Here is a 16,744-nt window from a genome sequence, read left to right on the forward strand (position 1 = left end):
GAGTAGAAACTTCTGCTCCTAGGGGATTTTTCAGTTCAATGGCGCTGAATTTGTAATTTTTCCCAAAGAAAGTTTGGCATTATCATGAATAATGTGTAATTTTGCAGCCATGAACAAGATAACTACAACTATAAACCGAATGGGTATGGCGATAGCTATGCTCTTCGTAACCTTAGCGCTTCATGCGCAAAGATTCGTCAACACCACCCTTGATGGTGCTCAGACGGTTAGTGCGATTACTCAGGATGCCAATGGCATCATCTGGCTTGGAACCGATAACGGACTTTACAGTTATGACGGCTATCATGACTATCGCCATTTTGCTCCCCACACCTTTAATCATGTACGCATCAATGCACTCGGTTTCGAGGGCAGCATGCTCTATATGGCTACGGGCAATGGCATCCTGCAGTTTGATGCCAAGAAGGAAACCTATGTTTCTACCCCTGATGCAGAGGCTTATGGAGATGAAAGCAAGAAAAAGGCACTGAAGGAACTGCGCGTAATTGATATGAAGGACAAAAAGAAAGCCTTCGCTCCGGATGTGTATGCCATCTTGTATACCCAGAAGGGACTTCTCGTGGGTTCACTCTCCGGACTCCGTCTCAACAACCGTCCCATCCTTCTTACCCCGGGCGCACAGCCTTTGGTCAATGCCCTGGCTTACGATGCCATCCGCCATTGCTATTGGATAGGTACCGAGGGCGCTCTTTATTGCGCCGACCGTAGCCTGCAGAATTTTTCGAAGATAGAAGCGCTGAACGGAAACTCCGTGAAATGTATTGATGAAGACCAGGATGGAAATCTCTATATCGGTACCGACAATGGTCTCTATCGCATGGCGATGAACAATAGTCTGGAGCATTTCGTTCACGACTCCCGCAATGAGGCTACCATCCCCAACAACATCGTATGGGCTTGCTATGTAGATAAATGGCAGAATGTGTGGATTGGTACCGACAACGGACTTTCACGTCTCTCTACCCATACCTTCTATCGCTTCACATCGCTCGATAAGATTACCTTCTCCGGCGAGGGAAGCTTCCTGCATGCCATCCTCCAGACCCGTAATGGCGAATGGTGGATGGGTGGTACCAATGGCTTGATTCATTATACCGAGGGCGTGCGTGCCCAGGGTGCCGTATCTGATTATCAGAATGTGGTATGGTATAAGCAGAACAATCCTGCGGCTCCTTTAGCCCACAACCGTGTGCGCAAGATTTATGAAGATCAGGATGGTGATGTGTGGGTCTGCACAGACCACGGCATCAACCTTTATGATAGGGCGACCAGACAGTTGCTCAATTTCATCGTCTATGATAAGACCGGCAAGTATTCCACCGCCTGGGCCTACGATATCCTTCAGGATAGAAAGGGCAGAATCTGGATGGCGTCCTATCAGGGCGGCATCTTCGTGATGGAGAAGCAGCGCCTGGTGGCAGCCATCGCCCATGCAGCTTCGGGCACGGCTACCTGCGTGGCAGACTATCATTTTTCCGACAAGGGACAGAATGCCCTCTCGGGCTTGCATGTCGGACAGATGGTGCTCGATGGCAAGGGAATGATCTGGGCTTCTTCCCATGACCATCTCGACCGCATCGACCCTTACACCATGCGCGTGGCCCATATCGGAGGCAACGACGCCATCAACTATCTCATGGCTTCCGGCAACGGCAACGTGTGGGTAGGATATAACGCCAGCGTCAAGTGCTACATGGTGAACCTGCCTATGAAGGGCAAGGAGGTGGATAGCAAGGAATGGAAGATTGGCGACAAGGTGGTTTCCATGTGTGATGTGGAAGGAAACATCTGGGTGGCTGCCGGAAACGCATGCTGCGTGCTGGATCCTAAGGGCAACAGCTTCCGCTTCATCATCCCGATGGTTACTCCTAACAATATCTATTATTCCAAGCTGAACCACGAAGTGGTGATGGGTGGCAACGATGGCTTCGTCTCTATCCGTGCCGACCTCGACATGCCGAAGAACGGTAAGGCGCAGCTGCTGCTGGCTGGCATTGTGGTGAATGGCAGACAGACCCAGGAGGCGTTGCTCGACGAGAGCATCAAGGGTACGCCGGGCGTATCGCCTGTTGGTTTGAAGACCTTGGTGTTGAAGAGCGATGAGAACAGTTTCACCCTTCAGCTCTCCGACCTTCCTTTTGCCGACCATCCTACAGCCGTCTATGCTTATCGCCTGGAGGGCAGCGACCACGAGTGGCACTATCTGGACAAGGGCAATCTCGATATTTCATACAATGGCTTGTCGTATGGCGATTACCATCTCTCCGTTCATGTGCTGGATGGCGAGGGCAATATCGGCGACGAGGTTTATACGCTCGATATCTCCGTGCTTCCACCTTGGTATCTCACCATCTGGTGCAAGCTGTTCTATCTCACCCTGCTGATTGTCTTCCTCGCCTGGATCATCAACTCTCATTTCGTGAAGAAGCAGTTGCAGGAGGCTGAGAAGCAGAAGGCTGAGATTCTGGAGCAGGTAAAGGCACGTATGGAGTTCTATGCCAACCTTGCCGACGACCTGAAGTCGGCAGTGGAGCATCGTTCTTTCGAAGAGGTATCCCATGTGGTAAGTTCTACGCTCGATGTGGATGTTTCGTCGGATGATGCTCCGGGTGCCATGGTCGTTCAGATGGTTAATGGACCGCAGCCGGAAGTTGAAGAGTTGGATGAAATGGATCAGCGCCTGCTTGATCAGATTAAAGAGGCGATAGATGAAAACATGATAGATTCCAACTTCAACGTAACAATGCTTCAGGAGAAGATGGGCATGGGTAACAAGCAGCTCTATCGCAAGGTGAAGATGCTTACGGGTCAGACGCCTGTAGAACTGATTCGTGACATGCGATTGCGCAAGGCTGCTAAACTGCTGAAGGCTGGCAAGTTCAGCGTTTCCGAGGTGATGTACACCGTGGGCTTCTCCAACAGCAGCTACTTCTCGAAATGCTTCTCCAAGTTGTTCGGCATGTCGCCTTCGGAATATATGAAGAGATAGAAAGATTCATTCAAGTTCAAACGAAATGTTGCCAATATTAACGATTACCGGTTCCGACAGCACCGGCGGTTCGGGTGTGCAGGCGGATATCAAGACGATATTCGAATTGGGCGGTTATGCCGTTTCGGCGATAACCAGCATCACCGTGCAGAACACCCTGGGCATCCAGGAGTTCTTCGATATTCCTGCCGAAATCGTCTCCGGTCAGATAGAAGCCATCATGAATGATATGCAGCCCCGCATTGTGAAGGTGGGAATGATTCGTAAGGTAGAGACGCTGAATGTGCTCATCGATGCCCTGACCAAGTATCGTCCCGACCACATCATCTACGCCCCTTCCATCTGGTCGAGCCAGGGCGATGCGCTGATGACCGAGGATGTGGTGAGCCAGATTAAATACCGTCTGCTGCCGCTCTGTTCGGTAGTCGTGGCAAGAAAGAAGGAGAGTGACATCATCCTTCAGAACTCCCGGCTCCTGGAACTTGCCGAGAAGCAGGGGCTCCGGATCTATCGCCTCGATAATGCCAATTCGCATGGTCTCATCAACCGCTTCTCTTCTGCCCTTGCCATCTATCTGAACCAGGGCAAGAAGATGGAGGAGGCGTTGGCGATGGCGCAGGATTTCATCAATATAGAACTGGCTCGGGAGAGTAATCTGCAGGGCAGGAGTTCCGATCTTTACAACCAGTTTATCTCGCAGGTGAATAACTTCTGCCGCACCTATAGCGATGTGCATTTCTATGCCGACCAGCTGAATGTGAGTGGCCGCTATCTGGCGCAGGTTACCCGCCGCATTTCCGGCAAGACGCCGAAGGCGATCATCGATGAATACATCGTGAAGGAGATAGAACGCGAACTCTCTACCACCACGCATACGGTGCAGGAGATAGCCAACACCTTCGGCTTCTCTTCGCAGGCCCATCTCACCAAGTTCTTCAAGAAAATGAAAGGGGTAACGCCTTCTGCTTTCAGGCAGAAAGGCTAGGTTCACTCTTCTGCCACGCTTACCGATGATGGTTAGCTGCCTAATCTGTGTAGAGCTTTGCATATTTCGGAATATGGCTTATACTTTTGCGAATCATCCTTTATACAAAATGACTCAATGTTTGCAGAATTTGGAACTTTTTTCTGCTGTTTCTCCGAAAAGTGTTTCCTTTGCACCCATAAATAGATAAAATTAAAAGAATTATGGCAGAAAATAGACAAGAATTGAACCGCAACTTGGCTCAGATGCTCAAGGGTGGTGTGATTATGGACGTAACAACTCCAGAACAGGCAAAAATCGCAGAGGCAGCAGGTGCATGCGCAGTAATGGCTTTGGAACGTATTCCAGCTGATATCCGTGCAGCAGGTGGTGTTTCTCGTATGAGCGACCCTAAGATGATCAAGGGTATCCAGGAGGCTGTTTCTATCCCTGTAATGGCTAAGTGCCGTATCGGTCACTTCGCTGAGGCTCAGATTCTTCAGGCTATCGAAATCGACTATATCGACGAGAGCGAGGTGCTCTCTCCAGCAGATAACGTTTATCACATCGACAAGACTCAGTTTGACGTGCCATTCGTTTGTGGTGCCAAGAACCTGGGCGAGGCACTCCGCCGTATCGCTGAGGGTGCTACCATGATCCGTACCAAGGGTGAGCCAGGAACAGGTGATGTGGTTCAGGCTGTTACCCACATGCGTATGATGCAGAGCGAAATCCGCCGCCTGGTTTCTATGAGCGAGGATGAACTTTATGAGGCTGCCAAGCAGTTGCAGGCTCCTTACGACCTGGTGAAGTATGTTCACGAGAACGGCAAGTTGCCAGTGGTTAACTTCGCTGCCGGTGGTGTGGCTACTCCAGCCGATGCTGCCCTGATGATGCAGCTCGGTGCTGAGGGTGTATTCGTAGGTTCTGGTATCTTCAAGAGCGGTAATCCTGCTAAGCGTGCCCAGGCTATCGTGAAGGCTGTTACCAATTACAACGACCCTAAGATGTTGGCTGAGTTGAGCGAGGACCTCGGCGAGGCAATGGTAGGTATCAATGAGCAGGAGATTGCTTTGCTCATGGCTGAAAGAGGTAAATAATGAGAATAGCTGTTTTAGCTTTACAAGGCGCTTTTGCTGAGCACAGACAGAAGTTGGCTCAGTTGGGCGTGGATAGTTTCGAGGTTCGCCAGTTGAAGGATTGGGACCAGCCTAAGGATGGCTTGATTATTCCGGGTGGTGAGAGTACCACCCAGGCGAAGCTCTTGAATGAACTGGGATTGATGGAACCAGTGAAGGAGGCGATTGCTGCCGGCTTACCTGTTTATGGTACTTGTGCCGGCTTGATTCTTCTTGCCAAGAAGATAGAGGGTGAGCCTAGCCATCGCATTGCTTCCATGGATATCACGGCTTTGAGAAATGCCTACGGTCGCCAGTTGGGCAGTTTCTACATCGAGGCTCCTATGAAGGGCATCGAGGGAAATATCCCTATGACATTTATCCGTGCTCCTTATATTAAAGAGGTGTGGGGAGATGCCGAGGTTTTGGCGGAGGTAGATGGCAAGATTGTGGCTGCCCGCCAGGGTAAGCAGCTGGTTACCGCCTTCCATCCCGAATTGAACGAAAGTCTGGAGATTCATAAGTATTTCCTGGAAATGTGCAAGTAATGGAAATGTGCAAGAAGTAAAATTCAGGATTCTATTTGCAGAATCCATATCATAAAGCAAAAAGCCTTACGGAATCCCGCAAGGCTTTTTGCTTTTATAGTTTTACTCATTCTGAAAGTTCTTCTTACAACAGCTCAGGAAGCTGGAAGAGTTTCACGCTGTTGCTGCCCTTGATGAGGATGTAATGGTCGTGAGGCTGGTTCGCCTTGAGCGCTTCCTTCACTTCCTCTACATTCTGGAACTTGCGGTAGCTGCATGGAATATCCTTGAACTCATCGCCCACCAGCCATACATTCTCCAGACCGGCTGCCTGCAACTGGTCTACTACCTTCTGGTGCTCCTCGTGGCTCACTTCGCCGAGCTCGCCCATCTGTCCGAGAATCGCCATCTTATGAGGCACATCCATCACGCGGAAGTTCTCGATGGCGGCTGCCATGCTCGATGGGTTGGCATTGTAGGCATCCACCACCAGCTTGTTGTGCGCCGTCTCTTCCAACTGCGAACGGTTGTTGCTTGGGATGTAGTTCTCCAGAGCATGATCTATCTGCTGAGGCTTCACGTCGAAATGAAGACCGATGGTGATGGCGGCAAGCATGTTGTCGATGTTGTAAGAGCCGATGAGATGGGTCTGAACCTCATGCCAGTCGAAACTCTCGGTGCGCCAGCGGAACTTCAGGAAAGGTGCGCAGGAGATGACTTCTCCCCATACATCGCAGTTCTCATCCTTGCCGTAGGTGATGAGGCGGTTGATGTTGCGCTGCTCTGCCATCTGCATCAGGTGCTCGTTGTCGGCATTGATGAAGACGAGGGCATTGTTGGCTGCGAGATAATCATAGAGTTCTCCCTTGGTCTTCTTCACGCCTTCGAAACTTCCGAATCCCTGCAGGTGGGCACGGCCCACATTGGTAATCATGCCGCAGGTAGGCTCCACGTATTCCACGAGCTTTCGGATGTCATTAGGATGGGAAGCGCCCATCTCTACAACGGCAATCTCGTTTTCCGGAGAGAGACGGAAGAGGGTCTTTGGTACGCCCACATCATTATTGAAGTTACCCTGGGTGAACATCACGTTGAACTTCTCGCCGAGAACGGCAGAGACGAGTTCCTTGGTGGTGGTCTTGCCGTTGGTGCCGGTGATGCCTACCACAGGAATATTGAAGTGGCGGCGATGCTCACGGGCGAGTTCCTTGAAGGTGGTGAGGCAATCCTCTACGAGGATGTAGCGCTCGTCGCCCTCCTTGGCATACTCTTTTTCATCTACAATCACATAGGCACAGCCTTTCTCCAAAGCCATGTCGGCAAACTTGTTGCCATCAAACGATGCGCCCTTCAAAGCCAGGAAGATGCTGCCCTCTGGGCAGTCGCGGCTGTCAGTGGTAATCACTGGGTGCGCTTGGTAAATCTGATAGAGTTCTGAAATATCCATTGTCTATAACTGTTGTTTTGAGTGCAAAAGTACATTAAATCGTGGACATAGCAAACATTTTTTCAAAAAAATGTGGTTTTCTCGATTATTCTTTCTATTTTTGCAGAAATATTCAAGTAATCTTTGGAAAGTGAGGTCGGAATGGGCGCAAACATAGAAAGAGATAAATTAAAAACGAGGAAAGACAAGCTAGCTGGTTATTTCTTCGATATCTCCAAACTAAGTTTTGGAGCGATGGTTTTGGGTGGGCTTACGCCAATGATAACAGGAGAATTCGGTTATATGAATCTTCTGTATGTTTTATTTGGTGTGTGCATGACAATTTTGTTTGCAATAGTAGGTAATCGAATTTTAAAATATTAAGAAAATGGAAACAATGATTTTGATATTTGGAATAGGCACTTTAATAGGTGGTGGTATTTTGCTTTGGACATATACTGAATCAGGGAAGAAATGGTTGAAAGATTTGTAATCCAATGGAATATACAATCAATATCAAGGGGCACTTGATGGATTTGAGTACCCCTCAGGTGATGGGCATCCTGAACGTTACGCCCGACAGCTTCTACTCTGGCAGTAGAAAGCAGACAGAAATGGAGATAGCTCAGAGAGCTAATCAGATTATAGAAGAAGGTGGAAGCATCATTGATGTGGGCGCATTCTCCACCCGTCCCGGTGCCGATGAAGTATCGGAAGAGGAGGAGGGAAGACGCCTGAAGTTCGCTCTCGACATCGTTCGCAGGGAGCAACCGGATGCTGCCGTCTCCGTAGATACCTATCGCCCTACCTTGGCACGCAAGTGTATCGAGGAGTGGGGAGCCGATATCATCAACGATGTATCAGAAGGTGGAATCACAGGTATCGTCAATGTGCCGCTGGAGCAGAGACAGGAGGAATATCCTGAAATGTTCCGGGTGGTAGGCGAACTGAAGGTACCTTATATATTAATGTCAGTGCAGCCAACGCTTGCTACGATGATGAAGGGCTTTGCCAGAGAGGTACAGCAGTTGCGTGACCTGGGAGCCAAGGATATCATCCTCGACCCGGGCTTCTGCTTCGGCAAGAATCTCATCCAGAATTATCAGATTTATAATGAGATGGAGAAGTTGAACGTACTGGAACTTCCAATGCTCGTAGGTATCTCACGCAAGAGCATGATTCACAAGCTGCTGGGTGGCGATGCCACTACATCGCTCAATGGAACCTCTGTGCTTGATACCATTGCCCTGATGAAGGGTGCCAGCATCCTTCGTGTTCACGATGTGAAAGAAGCTGCTGAGGCTGTGAAAATCGTGGAAACCATGAAGGAGGGCAGAGTATGATAGAGTTTGGAATCAAAGATGCGTTAGACATACTCCTGGTAGCCTCGCTGCTCTTCTACGTCTATCGCCTGATGAAGGAATCCCGCTCGCTCAACATCTTCGTGGGCATCATGCTCTTTGTGCTCATCTGGCTCTTCGTGAGTCAGGTGCTGGAGATGCGCCTGATGGGTTCCATCCTCGATAAACTGGTGAGCGTGGGAGTCATCGCCCTTATCGTCATTTTCCAGGAAGACATCCGAAGATTTCTTTATGAGATAGGTTCACAGAAAGGCATGCGGAGGCTGGTCCGCTTCTTCCACTCCAGCAAGGAGAGCCAGAAGGAGGCGAACAAGGAAACCATCATGCCTATCGTGATGGCCTGCATGAGCATGGCTAAGAAATATGTGGGTGCCCTTATCGTTATCGAACGAGGCGTACCGTTGAAGGATATCATGGATACGGGCGAGGAGATAGATGCTAAAATCAACCAGCGGTTGATAGAGAACATCTTCTTCAAGAACTCACCTCTGCACGATGGAGCTATGGTGGTAAGCAACAAGCGAATCATGGCTGCGGGCTGCATCCTCCCCGTGAGTCACAACCTGGATATTCCCAAGGAACTGGGACTCCGCCACCGTGCTGCCCTGGGTATCTCGCAGAGCAGTGATGCTATCGCCGTCATCGTATCGGAAGAGACGGGACGAATCAGCGTAGCCATCAAAGGAGAATTCAAACTCCGACTCTCGGCAGAGGAACTGGAAAGCATCCTTACTCAGGAAATGTTATAAGTTAAGTGAAGAGTGAAGAATTCTTCACTTTTCTTATTACGTAAACCTTTACGATAATGATTATCTCCCGTTTTAGCTTTTTTTACACATTTTAGTGAGTGTTATTTCAAAATAAATATGTACTTTTGCAAAGTCGATGTGGCAAAACGGCAAAAAGTGCAAAAATGCAGCCTTACCCTTTGACATATCCACCATACGAAGATAATAAAATTATATAAAGAAAGAAATAAAATGGATTTATTACAGCAAATCGTAGCTCGCGCTAAAGCTGACAAGCAGCGCATCGTGCTCCCTGAAGCAGAAGAGGAGCGTACTTTGAAAGCAGCCGATAAAGTTCTGGCTGATGATCTCGCAGACATCATCCTCATCGGTAACCCTGCCAACATTAAGAATCTCGCTGCACAGTGGGGTCTTAACAACATCGACAAGGCTACTATCGTTGATCCACAAAACAACCCTAAGGCTGAGGAGTATGCAGAGAAGCTCGCTGAACTTCGCAAGAAGAAGGGCATGACCGTAGAGCAGGCTCGTGAACTCGTAACTAAGAACAATCTCTACCTCGGTTGCATGATTATCAAGACAGAAGGTGCTGATGGTCAGATTTCTGGTGCATTGAGCACAACTGGCGATACACTTCGTCCAGCTCTTCAGATTATCAAGTGTACTCCAGGTATCACTTGCGTAAGTGGTGCTATGCTGCTCATCTCAGACCAGAAGCAGTATGGTCAGGATGGCGTAGTGGTAATGGGTGACGTTGCTGTAACTCCAAACCCTACAGCCGACCAGCTTGCTCAGATTGCCTATACTACAGCTCATACAGCTCAGTCAGTGGCAGGTATTGCTGATCCACAGATTGCCATGTTGAGCTTCTCAACAATGGGTAGCGCCAAGGATGCCATCAACAAGGAGACAGGCAAGAGCGTTTATATCATCGACAAGGTAAAGGATGCCGTTGCTATCGCTAAGGAGAAGTTCCCAGAGCTTCACCTCGACGGTGAGCTTCAGGCTGATGCTGCCCTCGTTCCAGAGGTAGCTGCCAAGAAGGCTCCTAAGTCAGAAGTAGCTGGTAAGGCTAACGTATTGGTAGTTCCAAACCTCGAGGTAGGTAACATCGGCTACAAGCTCGTTCAGCGCCTGGGTGGTGCCATCGCTATCGGTCCTATCCTCCAGGGTATCGCTCGTCCTGTAAACGACCTCTCTCGTGGTTGCTCTGTAGATGACATCTACTACATGGTAGCTATCACAGCTTGCCAGGCACAGGATGCTAAGAAGGCTTAAACTAACTTTATTCAATCAATAACATTACAAAATTAACATTATGAAAGTATTGGTTCTGAACTGTGGTAGTTCATCTATCAAGTACAAGTTATATAATATGGACGATGAGTCTGTATTGGCACAGGGTGGTGTAGAGCGTATCGGTCTTGATAACGCTTTCATCAAGGTAAAATTGCCTAACGGCGAGAAGAAGCAGATTATGCACGACATGCCTGACCACAAGGAAGGTGTGAACTTCGTGTTCAAGTGCCTGCTCGACCCGGAAATCGGCGCCATCAAGGACTTGAAGGAAATCGACGCTGTAGGCCACCGCGTAGTGCAGGGTGGTGACAAGTTCAAGGAGAGCGTCATCGTTGACAAGAGCGTAGAGGATGGTATCGAGGAACTTTGCGACCTCGCTCCTGTTCACAACGCAGGTCACCTGAAGGGTATCCGTGCCGTAGACTCTTTGATGCCTGGCACTCCTCAGGTTTGCGTATTCGACAACGCATTCCACAGCACAATGCCAGACTACGCTTATCTCTATGCAATTCCTTACGAGTTGTACGAGAAGTATCACGTACGCCGTTATGGTTTCCACGGAACATCTCACCGCTATGTTTCTAAGCGTGTTTGCGAGATTCTCGGTCTCGACCAGAACAACTCTAAGATCATCACTTGCCACATCGGTAACGGTGGCTCTGTAGCTGCTGTATTGAATGGTAAGGTATTGGATACTTCAATGGGCTTGACTCCATTAGCTGGTTTGATGATGGGTTCACGTTGTGGTGACATCGATGCTTCTGCTGTTACTTATCTGATGGAGAAGTTGAACATGAAGCCACAGGAGATGGCTGACTTCCTGAACAAGAAGAGTGGTGTGCTCGGTATTACAGGTATTTCTTCTGATATGCGTGATATCGAGAACGCTGCCAACGAGGGTAACGAGAAGGCTAAGCTGGCTCTCCGCATGTATGAGTATCGCATCAAGAAGTACATTGGTGCTTACACAGCAGCTATGGGTGGCGTTGACGCTATCGTATTTACAGCTGGTGTGGGTGAGAACCAGACCGACCTGCGCGAGGATTCCTGCAAGAACCTGGAGTATCTCGGTATCAAGATCAACAAGGAAGTGAACGACAAGGTTCGTGGCGAGGAAGCTATCATCTCTACTGACGACAGTAAGGTGAAGGTAGTAGTAGTTCCTACCGACGAGGAGATCGTTATCGCTCGCGATACAATGGAGTTGGTTACTAAGAAGTAATCCAGCACAAAGATATAATATAATAAGGTGAAGACTAAAACAAATGTGATAGGTCTTCACCTTTTTAATTTTTTGAGAATTTTGAGAATGATGAAAACAAAGATTGTAACTTTCGGAGAAATATTGCTTAGAATATCTAAGCCTGGTTATCAACGTTTATTCCAAGGTCACCGTATGTTTGGCAACTATGGTGGCAGTGAGGCAAATGCGGCCATCTCTTTGGCTTATTTGGGCGATAACGTGGAGTATGTTACCCGCTTGCCGTATGGCGAGATGGGACAGGCTGCGTTGATGCACCTCAGAGAGTATGGTCTGAATGTTTCTCATGTGGTGCGTGGTGGCGACCGTCTTGGAACTTATTATTTCGAGGAGGCTGTGGCAATGCGCAATTCTCGCGTGGTCTACGACCGCAAGAATTCTTCTTTCTATACCTTGAAGCGAGGCATGGTGAAATGGGATCAGGTGTTGGCTGATGCAGCTGTGTTCCATTGTTCGGGAATCACCTGTGCCATCAGCCGTGATGCCATGGAATCTACCATGGATGCTATCAAACTGGCTGTTGCCGACGGCTTGACCATTGCCTGCGATATCAACTATCGCAAGAATCTCTGGGGATATGGCCTGGAACCTCACGATGTGCTCTTCCAGATGATGCAGTATAGTGACATCATCTTCGGTGACCAGAACGAGTGGGAGGTGGCCAGTGGTGTGCCTCACATTCCTTTTGAGGCTTTGGATGAGAACTATGAGATTGATAAGGAGGCTTATCTGGCGTATTTCCGCAAGATGCACCATCTCTTCCCTAAGTGTAAGAAGATGGTGATGGCGGTGAGAAATCAGATAGCCAGCAGTCATCACACCTTGAGTGGTCTGCTCTATGATGCAGTGGAAGACCAGCTCTATACAACAAGAATATACGATATAGAGCCGATTGTGGATCCGATGGGTGTAGGCGATGCTTTCGTAGCAGCCTATATTCATGCACATCAGAAGTGGGGTGATAAGAATCAGTATTGCCTGGACTTCTCGCTCTCGGCTAGTGCCGTCAAGAATACGATACCAGGCGACCAGAACTTGGTAAGTGAAGAAGAAATCATCAATAACATGACTTCTTCGGGTGGACGCATTCAGAGATAAAAGCTTAGTTGATAGTTAATAGTTTATAGCAGGAACCGCTTTAAGCAAGATTGCCCTATAAACTATTAACTATCAACTATAAATTATATTTACGGTTGGCTTTCGCCCTCCACATATTCTTCCATAAACATGTGTTCGCCATCGAATACGGCATAGGTAAACTGCCATATCCAGTCGCCCAGAATCATCAGGCGGGTCTTCTTGCTCAGCATCAGGTCCAGTTCGATGTGGCGATGGCCAAACATGAAATAATCCACATCCTTGTGTCCCTGCATGTACTGCTTGGCAAAGCGGACCAGGAATTCCTTCTTTTCGCCCATGTAAGGCTCCTCCTTGCCATCGGCACGTTTCAAGCGGCTATGCTTCGCCCAATTCAGTCCCAAAGCCAATCCCCAGCGAGGGTGGATGGCATTCAAGAGGCGCTGACAGGTGCGGTTGTGGAACATAGCCTTCAGAAACTTAAACTTCTTGTCGGGATCGCCCAGTCCGTCACCATGGGCAAGGAAGAAAATCTTGTCGTAGATTTCAACGGTCTGCGGTTTGTGGTGCACTATCATGCCACACTCTTCTTCCAGGTAGCCATACGTCCATAAGTCGTGGTTTCCGGTGAAGAAATGTACTTCCACTCCCATATCAGTCAACTCAGAGATTTTTCCCAGGAAGCGGGTGTATCCTTTTGGAACAACATTCTTGTATTCGTTCCAGAAATCAAACATGTCGCCCAGCAGATAGATGGCTGCAGCCTTGTTCTTGATGCTGTCGAGAAAGCGGACGAGGCGGCGCTCCTGCATGCGGGCATGCGGAATGGCTAAAGAGCCAAGATGCGCATCAGAGAGGAAATATACATTTTTCATAAGCGAAACTTTTTAAGTGAAGAATGAAGAGTGAAGAATTCAACGGCTTTGTCTTTATTCAAAGCCGAGTTCTACGCGAGCTTCCTCGCTCATCATGCTCTGGTCCCAGGCTGGTTCGAATACGAGGTTTACATTGGCAGATTTCACGCCTTCTACGCTATCTACCTTGCTGCGTACATCTTCCAGGATGAAGTCGGCGGCAGGGCACGAAGGGGCTGTGAAGGTCATATCCAGCTCTACAGTGGCATCGTCCTTCACGTCAATCTTGTAAATCATGCCCAGGTCCCAGATGTTCACGGGAATCTCAGGGTCGTAAACGGTTTTGAGAACATCAACGATTCTTTCTTCTATCTTTGTCTTTTCTTCTTGTGTCATAATTTATATTGTTTTCTGCAAAGGTAACAATAATTATAGACAATGCAAAATAAATGGAGAATTATTTTTCCTGTTTGCGCACAAAGACATGAAAAATACCTGGATTTACAACTTTCCCTTGTCGTGATAGGAATAGAAACTGCCATCGGTGATGATGACATGGTCCATGAAAAAGAGGCGCATGATTTCGCAGGCCTTCTGTATCTGTAGGGTGAGCTGGTCGTCTGCCTTGCTGGGCAGCGGACTATGACTGGGGTGATTGTGACAAAAGGCTATGATGGTGGCATTGTTGAGTACGGCTTCCTTGATGAGCAGGCGGATGTCGACGGCGGTTTCCGTGATGCCGCCATGCGAGAGACAACTTGCCTTGATAAGCTTGAAGTTCTGGTTCATCATGAGAACCCATGCTTCCTCTGTGTCGAGGTCCTGCATCTTGGGGAGCATGTAGTTGTAGATGGCGAGAGAAGAGCCTAAATCGGGGCGGCTGCCCAGCTTGTCGAGGGCACGACGCTTCCCCAGCTCACAGGCAGCAAGGATGGTGATGGCCTTGGCGGGACCCATTCCCTTGTAGCGCGTGAGTTCCTTGATGCTCATCTTGCCGAGTGAATTGAGATTGTTGTCGCAATCGCTCATGATATGTTTCATCAGGTCTACGGCGCTCTCGTCCTGAGAGCCGGAACCGATCAGTATGGCTAGCAGTTCGGCATTGGATAGTGCTGATGCTCCCAGTCGCTCCAGTTTTTCACGAGGCTTGTCTTCCTCTGCCCATTGCGAAATAGAAAGCTTCTCACTCATAGTGAATTATTTATAGAATGTCTTGTTGTATGCGCTGAATTCGCTTTGTCCCAGCACGCATCTCTTCCACCAAGCCGAGAGGAATCCGCAGCCATATCCCATGAGTTGGGTGAAGGCGGCACGGATGCTCAGCAGGCCAATCTTGATGCTGTGGTTCTCCCTGCTGCTGTCGATGAACAGCGCAATGGTGTAGAGAATGATGAAGAACAGGCCGATGCAGCCCAATGCTGCCATCGCATTGCCCAGGATAGGGAATACGTGTACGGTGCCCAGCATGTAAGGGAGGAATCCGAAGAAGAGCAGCAGGAACGTACCTATCACGCCCACGGTGAAGACCATCGGCAAGAGATGCACGAGCTTGAGACTCTCGGGATATTTCTTATAAAGGTTGATGCGGGCGATGCCACTGTTATAGACCTGTCGCCAGAACTTGCGGAAGTCGGTGCGGCGCTTGTGCCATACCCATGCCTCAGGGAACAGACGGCAACGGCAGCCTGCCTTGAAGATGCGGATTGAGAAATCGATGTCCTCACCGAAACGCATGTTGGAAAAGCCATTCAACTTGAGATAAACATCCCTGCGGATGCCCATGTTGAATGAACGAGGATAGAACTTATCCATCTTCTTCTTTCCGCCACGGATACCACCGGTGGTGAAGAAAGAAGTCATGGAATAAGAAATGGCTTTCTGAGTGTCTGTAAATGATGAGTGTGCCTTGTCAGGTCCGCCGAATGCATCGGCAGGCTTGCGGCTCAGCTCATCACTTACAGCCTTCAGATAGCCCTCTGGCAAGACCACGTCGCTATCGAGTATCAGCAGATACTCGCCCTTGGCACGTTCGGCACCATAGTTGCGACTCTGGCCCGGACCAGAGTTCTCCTTATAGTAATAATGTATATCCATCAAGTGCTCGTATCGCTTGCACACTTCCTCGCAAGGAGTCTGCGAGCCATCCTCAACGATGACCACCTCGAAGTCCTTTTCCGTTTGATGGGTAAGGCTCTCTAAAAGTTCGTCCACTTCGTCGGGACGGTTGAAAACTGGTACTATGATGGAATATCTCATTATTCTTACTATTAAGGGTTAGTTTTACTCAATAAGAGCGTAATGTTCTTGTTGAAAAACGGATTACTCGCTTACACGACCGAGGTAGCTGCCATCGCGGGTGTCAACCTGGATAGTCTCGCCCTCGTTAACGAACAGAGGAACACGAACCTCAGCACCAGTCTCGAGAGTAGCTGGCTTAGTAGCGTTGGTAGCAGTGTTACCCTTTACACCTGGCTCAGAGTGAGTGATCTTCAAAGTAGTCTTCGCTGGCATCTCGGCCAAGAGAATAGTACCATCAGTTGTATCAGTAACCACCTCAACAACATCACCCTCCTTCATGTACTGACCGCCAGTAACGTTCTCCTTAGCGATAGGCACCTGCTCGAAGGTCTCCTGGTTCATGAAGATGCAACCAGTAGCGTCCTCATAGAGGTACTGATAAGGGCGGCGCTCAACGCGAACATCCTCCAATTTGAAACCTACCTGGAATGTACGCTCCAACACGCGACCATCGGCAACATTCTTCAATTTAGTGTTCATTACAGTGTTACCTTTACCTGGCTTTCTGTGCTGAAAGTCGATGCAAACCCATACTTTGCCATCCATGCGGATGCAAGTTCCAATCTTAATTTCCTGTGAATTAATCATTTCTTGTTTATCTTGAATGTTATTATAATAATCTTCAATTCGGGTGCAAAGTTACGGCAAAAACATGAAAAAACAAAGGGAAAATCGAAAAAAACATAAATATTTAAGCTAAATTTGGTAGTTTTCTTGGTTATTTCAGAAAATATGCGTAATTTTGCAGCCCAAAAAGGGCTTATTTTGCACTTTTGCGAAGAATATTAATTAAAAATAAA

General features: G+C 48.6%; 16 protein-coding genes. 10 read left to right on the forward strand and 6 right to left on the reverse strand.

Going from position 1 to position 16,744, the window contains the following annotated elements:
- Positions 1 to 109: 109 nt before the first annotated feature.
- The 4 genes from V8Z93_RS03735 (at position 110) to pdxT (ending at position 5,640) form a co-directional block, all read left to right on the forward strand.
- Positions 110 to 3,010 (forward strand): two-component regulator propeller domain-containing protein, encoded by a 2,901-nt coding sequence (locus V8Z93_RS03735; protein WP_439432443.1) that lies wholly within the window; start codon positions 110 to 112, stop codon positions 3,008 to 3,010.
- A 25-nt stretch (positions 3,011 to 3,035) separates the two neighbouring features.
- Positions 3,036 to 3,995 carry a bifunctional hydroxymethylpyrimidine kinase/phosphomethylpyrimidine kinase gene (locus V8Z93_RS03740; RefSeq protein ID WP_439432444.1) on the forward strand — a complete coding sequence of 320 codons (960 nt, stop codon included), beginning with the start codon at positions 3,036 to 3,038 and terminating at the stop codon, positions 3,993 to 3,995.
- Between the two features lie 203 nt (positions 3,996 to 4,198).
- Complete coding sequence (gene pdxS / locus V8Z93_RS03745) at positions 4,199 to 5,074, forward strand: pyridoxal 5'-phosphate synthase lyase subunit PdxS (RefSeq protein WP_006847583.1); 876 nt, start codon at positions 4,199 to 4,201, stop codon at positions 5,072 to 5,074.
- Positions 5,074 to 5,640: a pyridoxal 5'-phosphate synthase glutaminase subunit PdxT gene (gene pdxT, locus V8Z93_RS03750; protein WP_218413161.1), complete on the forward strand. Its 567-nt coding sequence runs from the start codon at positions 5,074 to 5,076 to the stop codon at positions 5,638 to 5,640. Before pdxS ends, pdxT begins: the two co-directional genes overlap by 1 nt.
- Before the next feature lie 124 nt (positions 5,641 to 5,764).
- Here pdxT and V8Z93_RS03755 read toward each other — a convergent pair whose 3' ends face one another.
- Positions 5,765 to 7,066 (reverse strand): UDP-N-acetylmuramoyl-tripeptide--D-alanyl-D-alanine ligase, encoded by a 1,302-nt coding sequence (locus V8Z93_RS03755; protein WP_217764137.1) that lies wholly within the window; start codon positions 7,064 to 7,066, stop codon positions 5,765 to 5,767.
- A gap of 141 nt (positions 7,067 to 7,207) precedes the next feature.
- On the opposite strand from V8Z93_RS03755, the gene V8Z93_RS03760 reads away from it, so the two are divergent.
- From V8Z93_RS03760 to V8Z93_RS03785, 6 genes are all read left to right on the forward strand, one after another.
- Entirely contained in the window at positions 7,208 to 7,429 is a 222-nt protein-coding gene (locus tag V8Z93_RS03760; protein ID WP_134843681.1) for a hypothetical protein, read from the forward strand.
- Positions 7,430 to 7,542: 113 nt separating this feature from the next.
- Positions 7,543 to 8,388 (forward strand): dihydropteroate synthase, encoded by an 846-nt coding sequence (gene folP / locus V8Z93_RS03765; RefSeq protein ID WP_439432445.1) that lies wholly within the window; start codon positions 7,543 to 7,545, stop codon positions 8,386 to 8,388.
- Positions 8,385 to 9,155, forward strand: coding sequence for a diadenylate cyclase CdaA (gene cdaA, locus V8Z93_RS03770; RefSeq protein WP_134843679.1), 771 nt, complete (start codon positions 8,385 to 8,387; stop codon positions 9,153 to 9,155). The genes folP and cdaA overlap by 4 nt, the downstream gene beginning before the upstream one ends.
- A gap of 231 nt (positions 9,156 to 9,386) precedes the next feature.
- On the forward strand, positions 9,387 to 10,433 hold the full coding sequence (gene pta, locus V8Z93_RS03775) for a phosphate acetyltransferase (RefSeq protein ID WP_203040066.1): 1,047 nt from the start codon (positions 9,387 to 9,389) through the stop codon (positions 10,431 to 10,433).
- Positions 10,434 to 10,473: 40 nt separating this feature from the next.
- A complete protein-coding gene (locus tag V8Z93_RS03780) occupies positions 10,474 to 11,676 on the forward strand; it encodes an acetate kinase (RefSeq protein WP_203040067.1) in 1,203 nt (400 codons plus the stop codon).
- 90 nt (positions 11,677 to 11,766) lie between these two features.
- On the forward strand, positions 11,767 to 12,813 hold the full coding sequence (locus tag V8Z93_RS03785; protein ID WP_439432817.1) for a sugar kinase: 1,047 nt from the start codon (positions 11,767 to 11,769) through the stop codon (positions 12,811 to 12,813).
- 89 nt (positions 12,814 to 12,902) lie between these two features.
- Here the strand turns inward: V8Z93_RS03785 and V8Z93_RS03790 are convergent, their stop codons facing one another.
- From V8Z93_RS03790 to efp, 5 genes are all read right to left on the reverse strand, one after another.
- Positions 12,903 to 13,667: a UDP-2,3-diacylglucosamine diphosphatase gene (locus tag V8Z93_RS03790; RefSeq protein ID WP_217764131.1), complete on the reverse strand. Its 765-nt coding sequence runs from the start codon at positions 13,665 to 13,667 to the stop codon at positions 12,903 to 12,905.
- A gap of 54 nt (positions 13,668 to 13,721) precedes the next feature.
- A complete protein-coding gene (locus tag V8Z93_RS03795) occupies positions 13,722 to 14,042 on the reverse strand; it encodes a metal-sulfur cluster assembly factor (RefSeq protein WP_153122355.1) in 321 nt (106 codons plus the stop codon).
- A 105-nt stretch (positions 14,043 to 14,147) separates the two neighbouring features.
- Positions 14,148 to 14,837 carry a RadC family protein gene (gene radC, locus V8Z93_RS03800; protein WP_439432446.1) on the reverse strand — a complete coding sequence of 230 codons (690 nt, stop codon included), beginning with the start codon at positions 14,835 to 14,837 and terminating at the stop codon, positions 14,148 to 14,150.
- A 6-nt stretch (positions 14,838 to 14,843) separates the two neighbouring features.
- Positions 14,844 to 15,902, reverse strand: a complete 1,059-nt coding sequence (locus V8Z93_RS03805) for a glycosyltransferase (RefSeq protein WP_439432447.1) — start codon at positions 15,900 to 15,902, stop codon at positions 14,844 to 14,846.
- Positions 15,903 to 15,965: 63 nt separating this feature from the next.
- Complete coding sequence (gene efp, locus V8Z93_RS03810) at positions 15,966 to 16,532, reverse strand: elongation factor P (RefSeq protein ID WP_089544480.1); 567 nt, start codon at positions 16,530 to 16,532, stop codon at positions 15,966 to 15,968.
- Positions 16,533 to 16,744 lie beyond the last annotated feature (212 nt).

This window comes from Segatella copri (assembly GCF_051861805.1).
Taxonomy (GTDB): domain Bacteria; phylum Bacteroidota; class Bacteroidia; order Bacteroidales; family Bacteroidaceae; genus Prevotella; species Prevotella copri_M.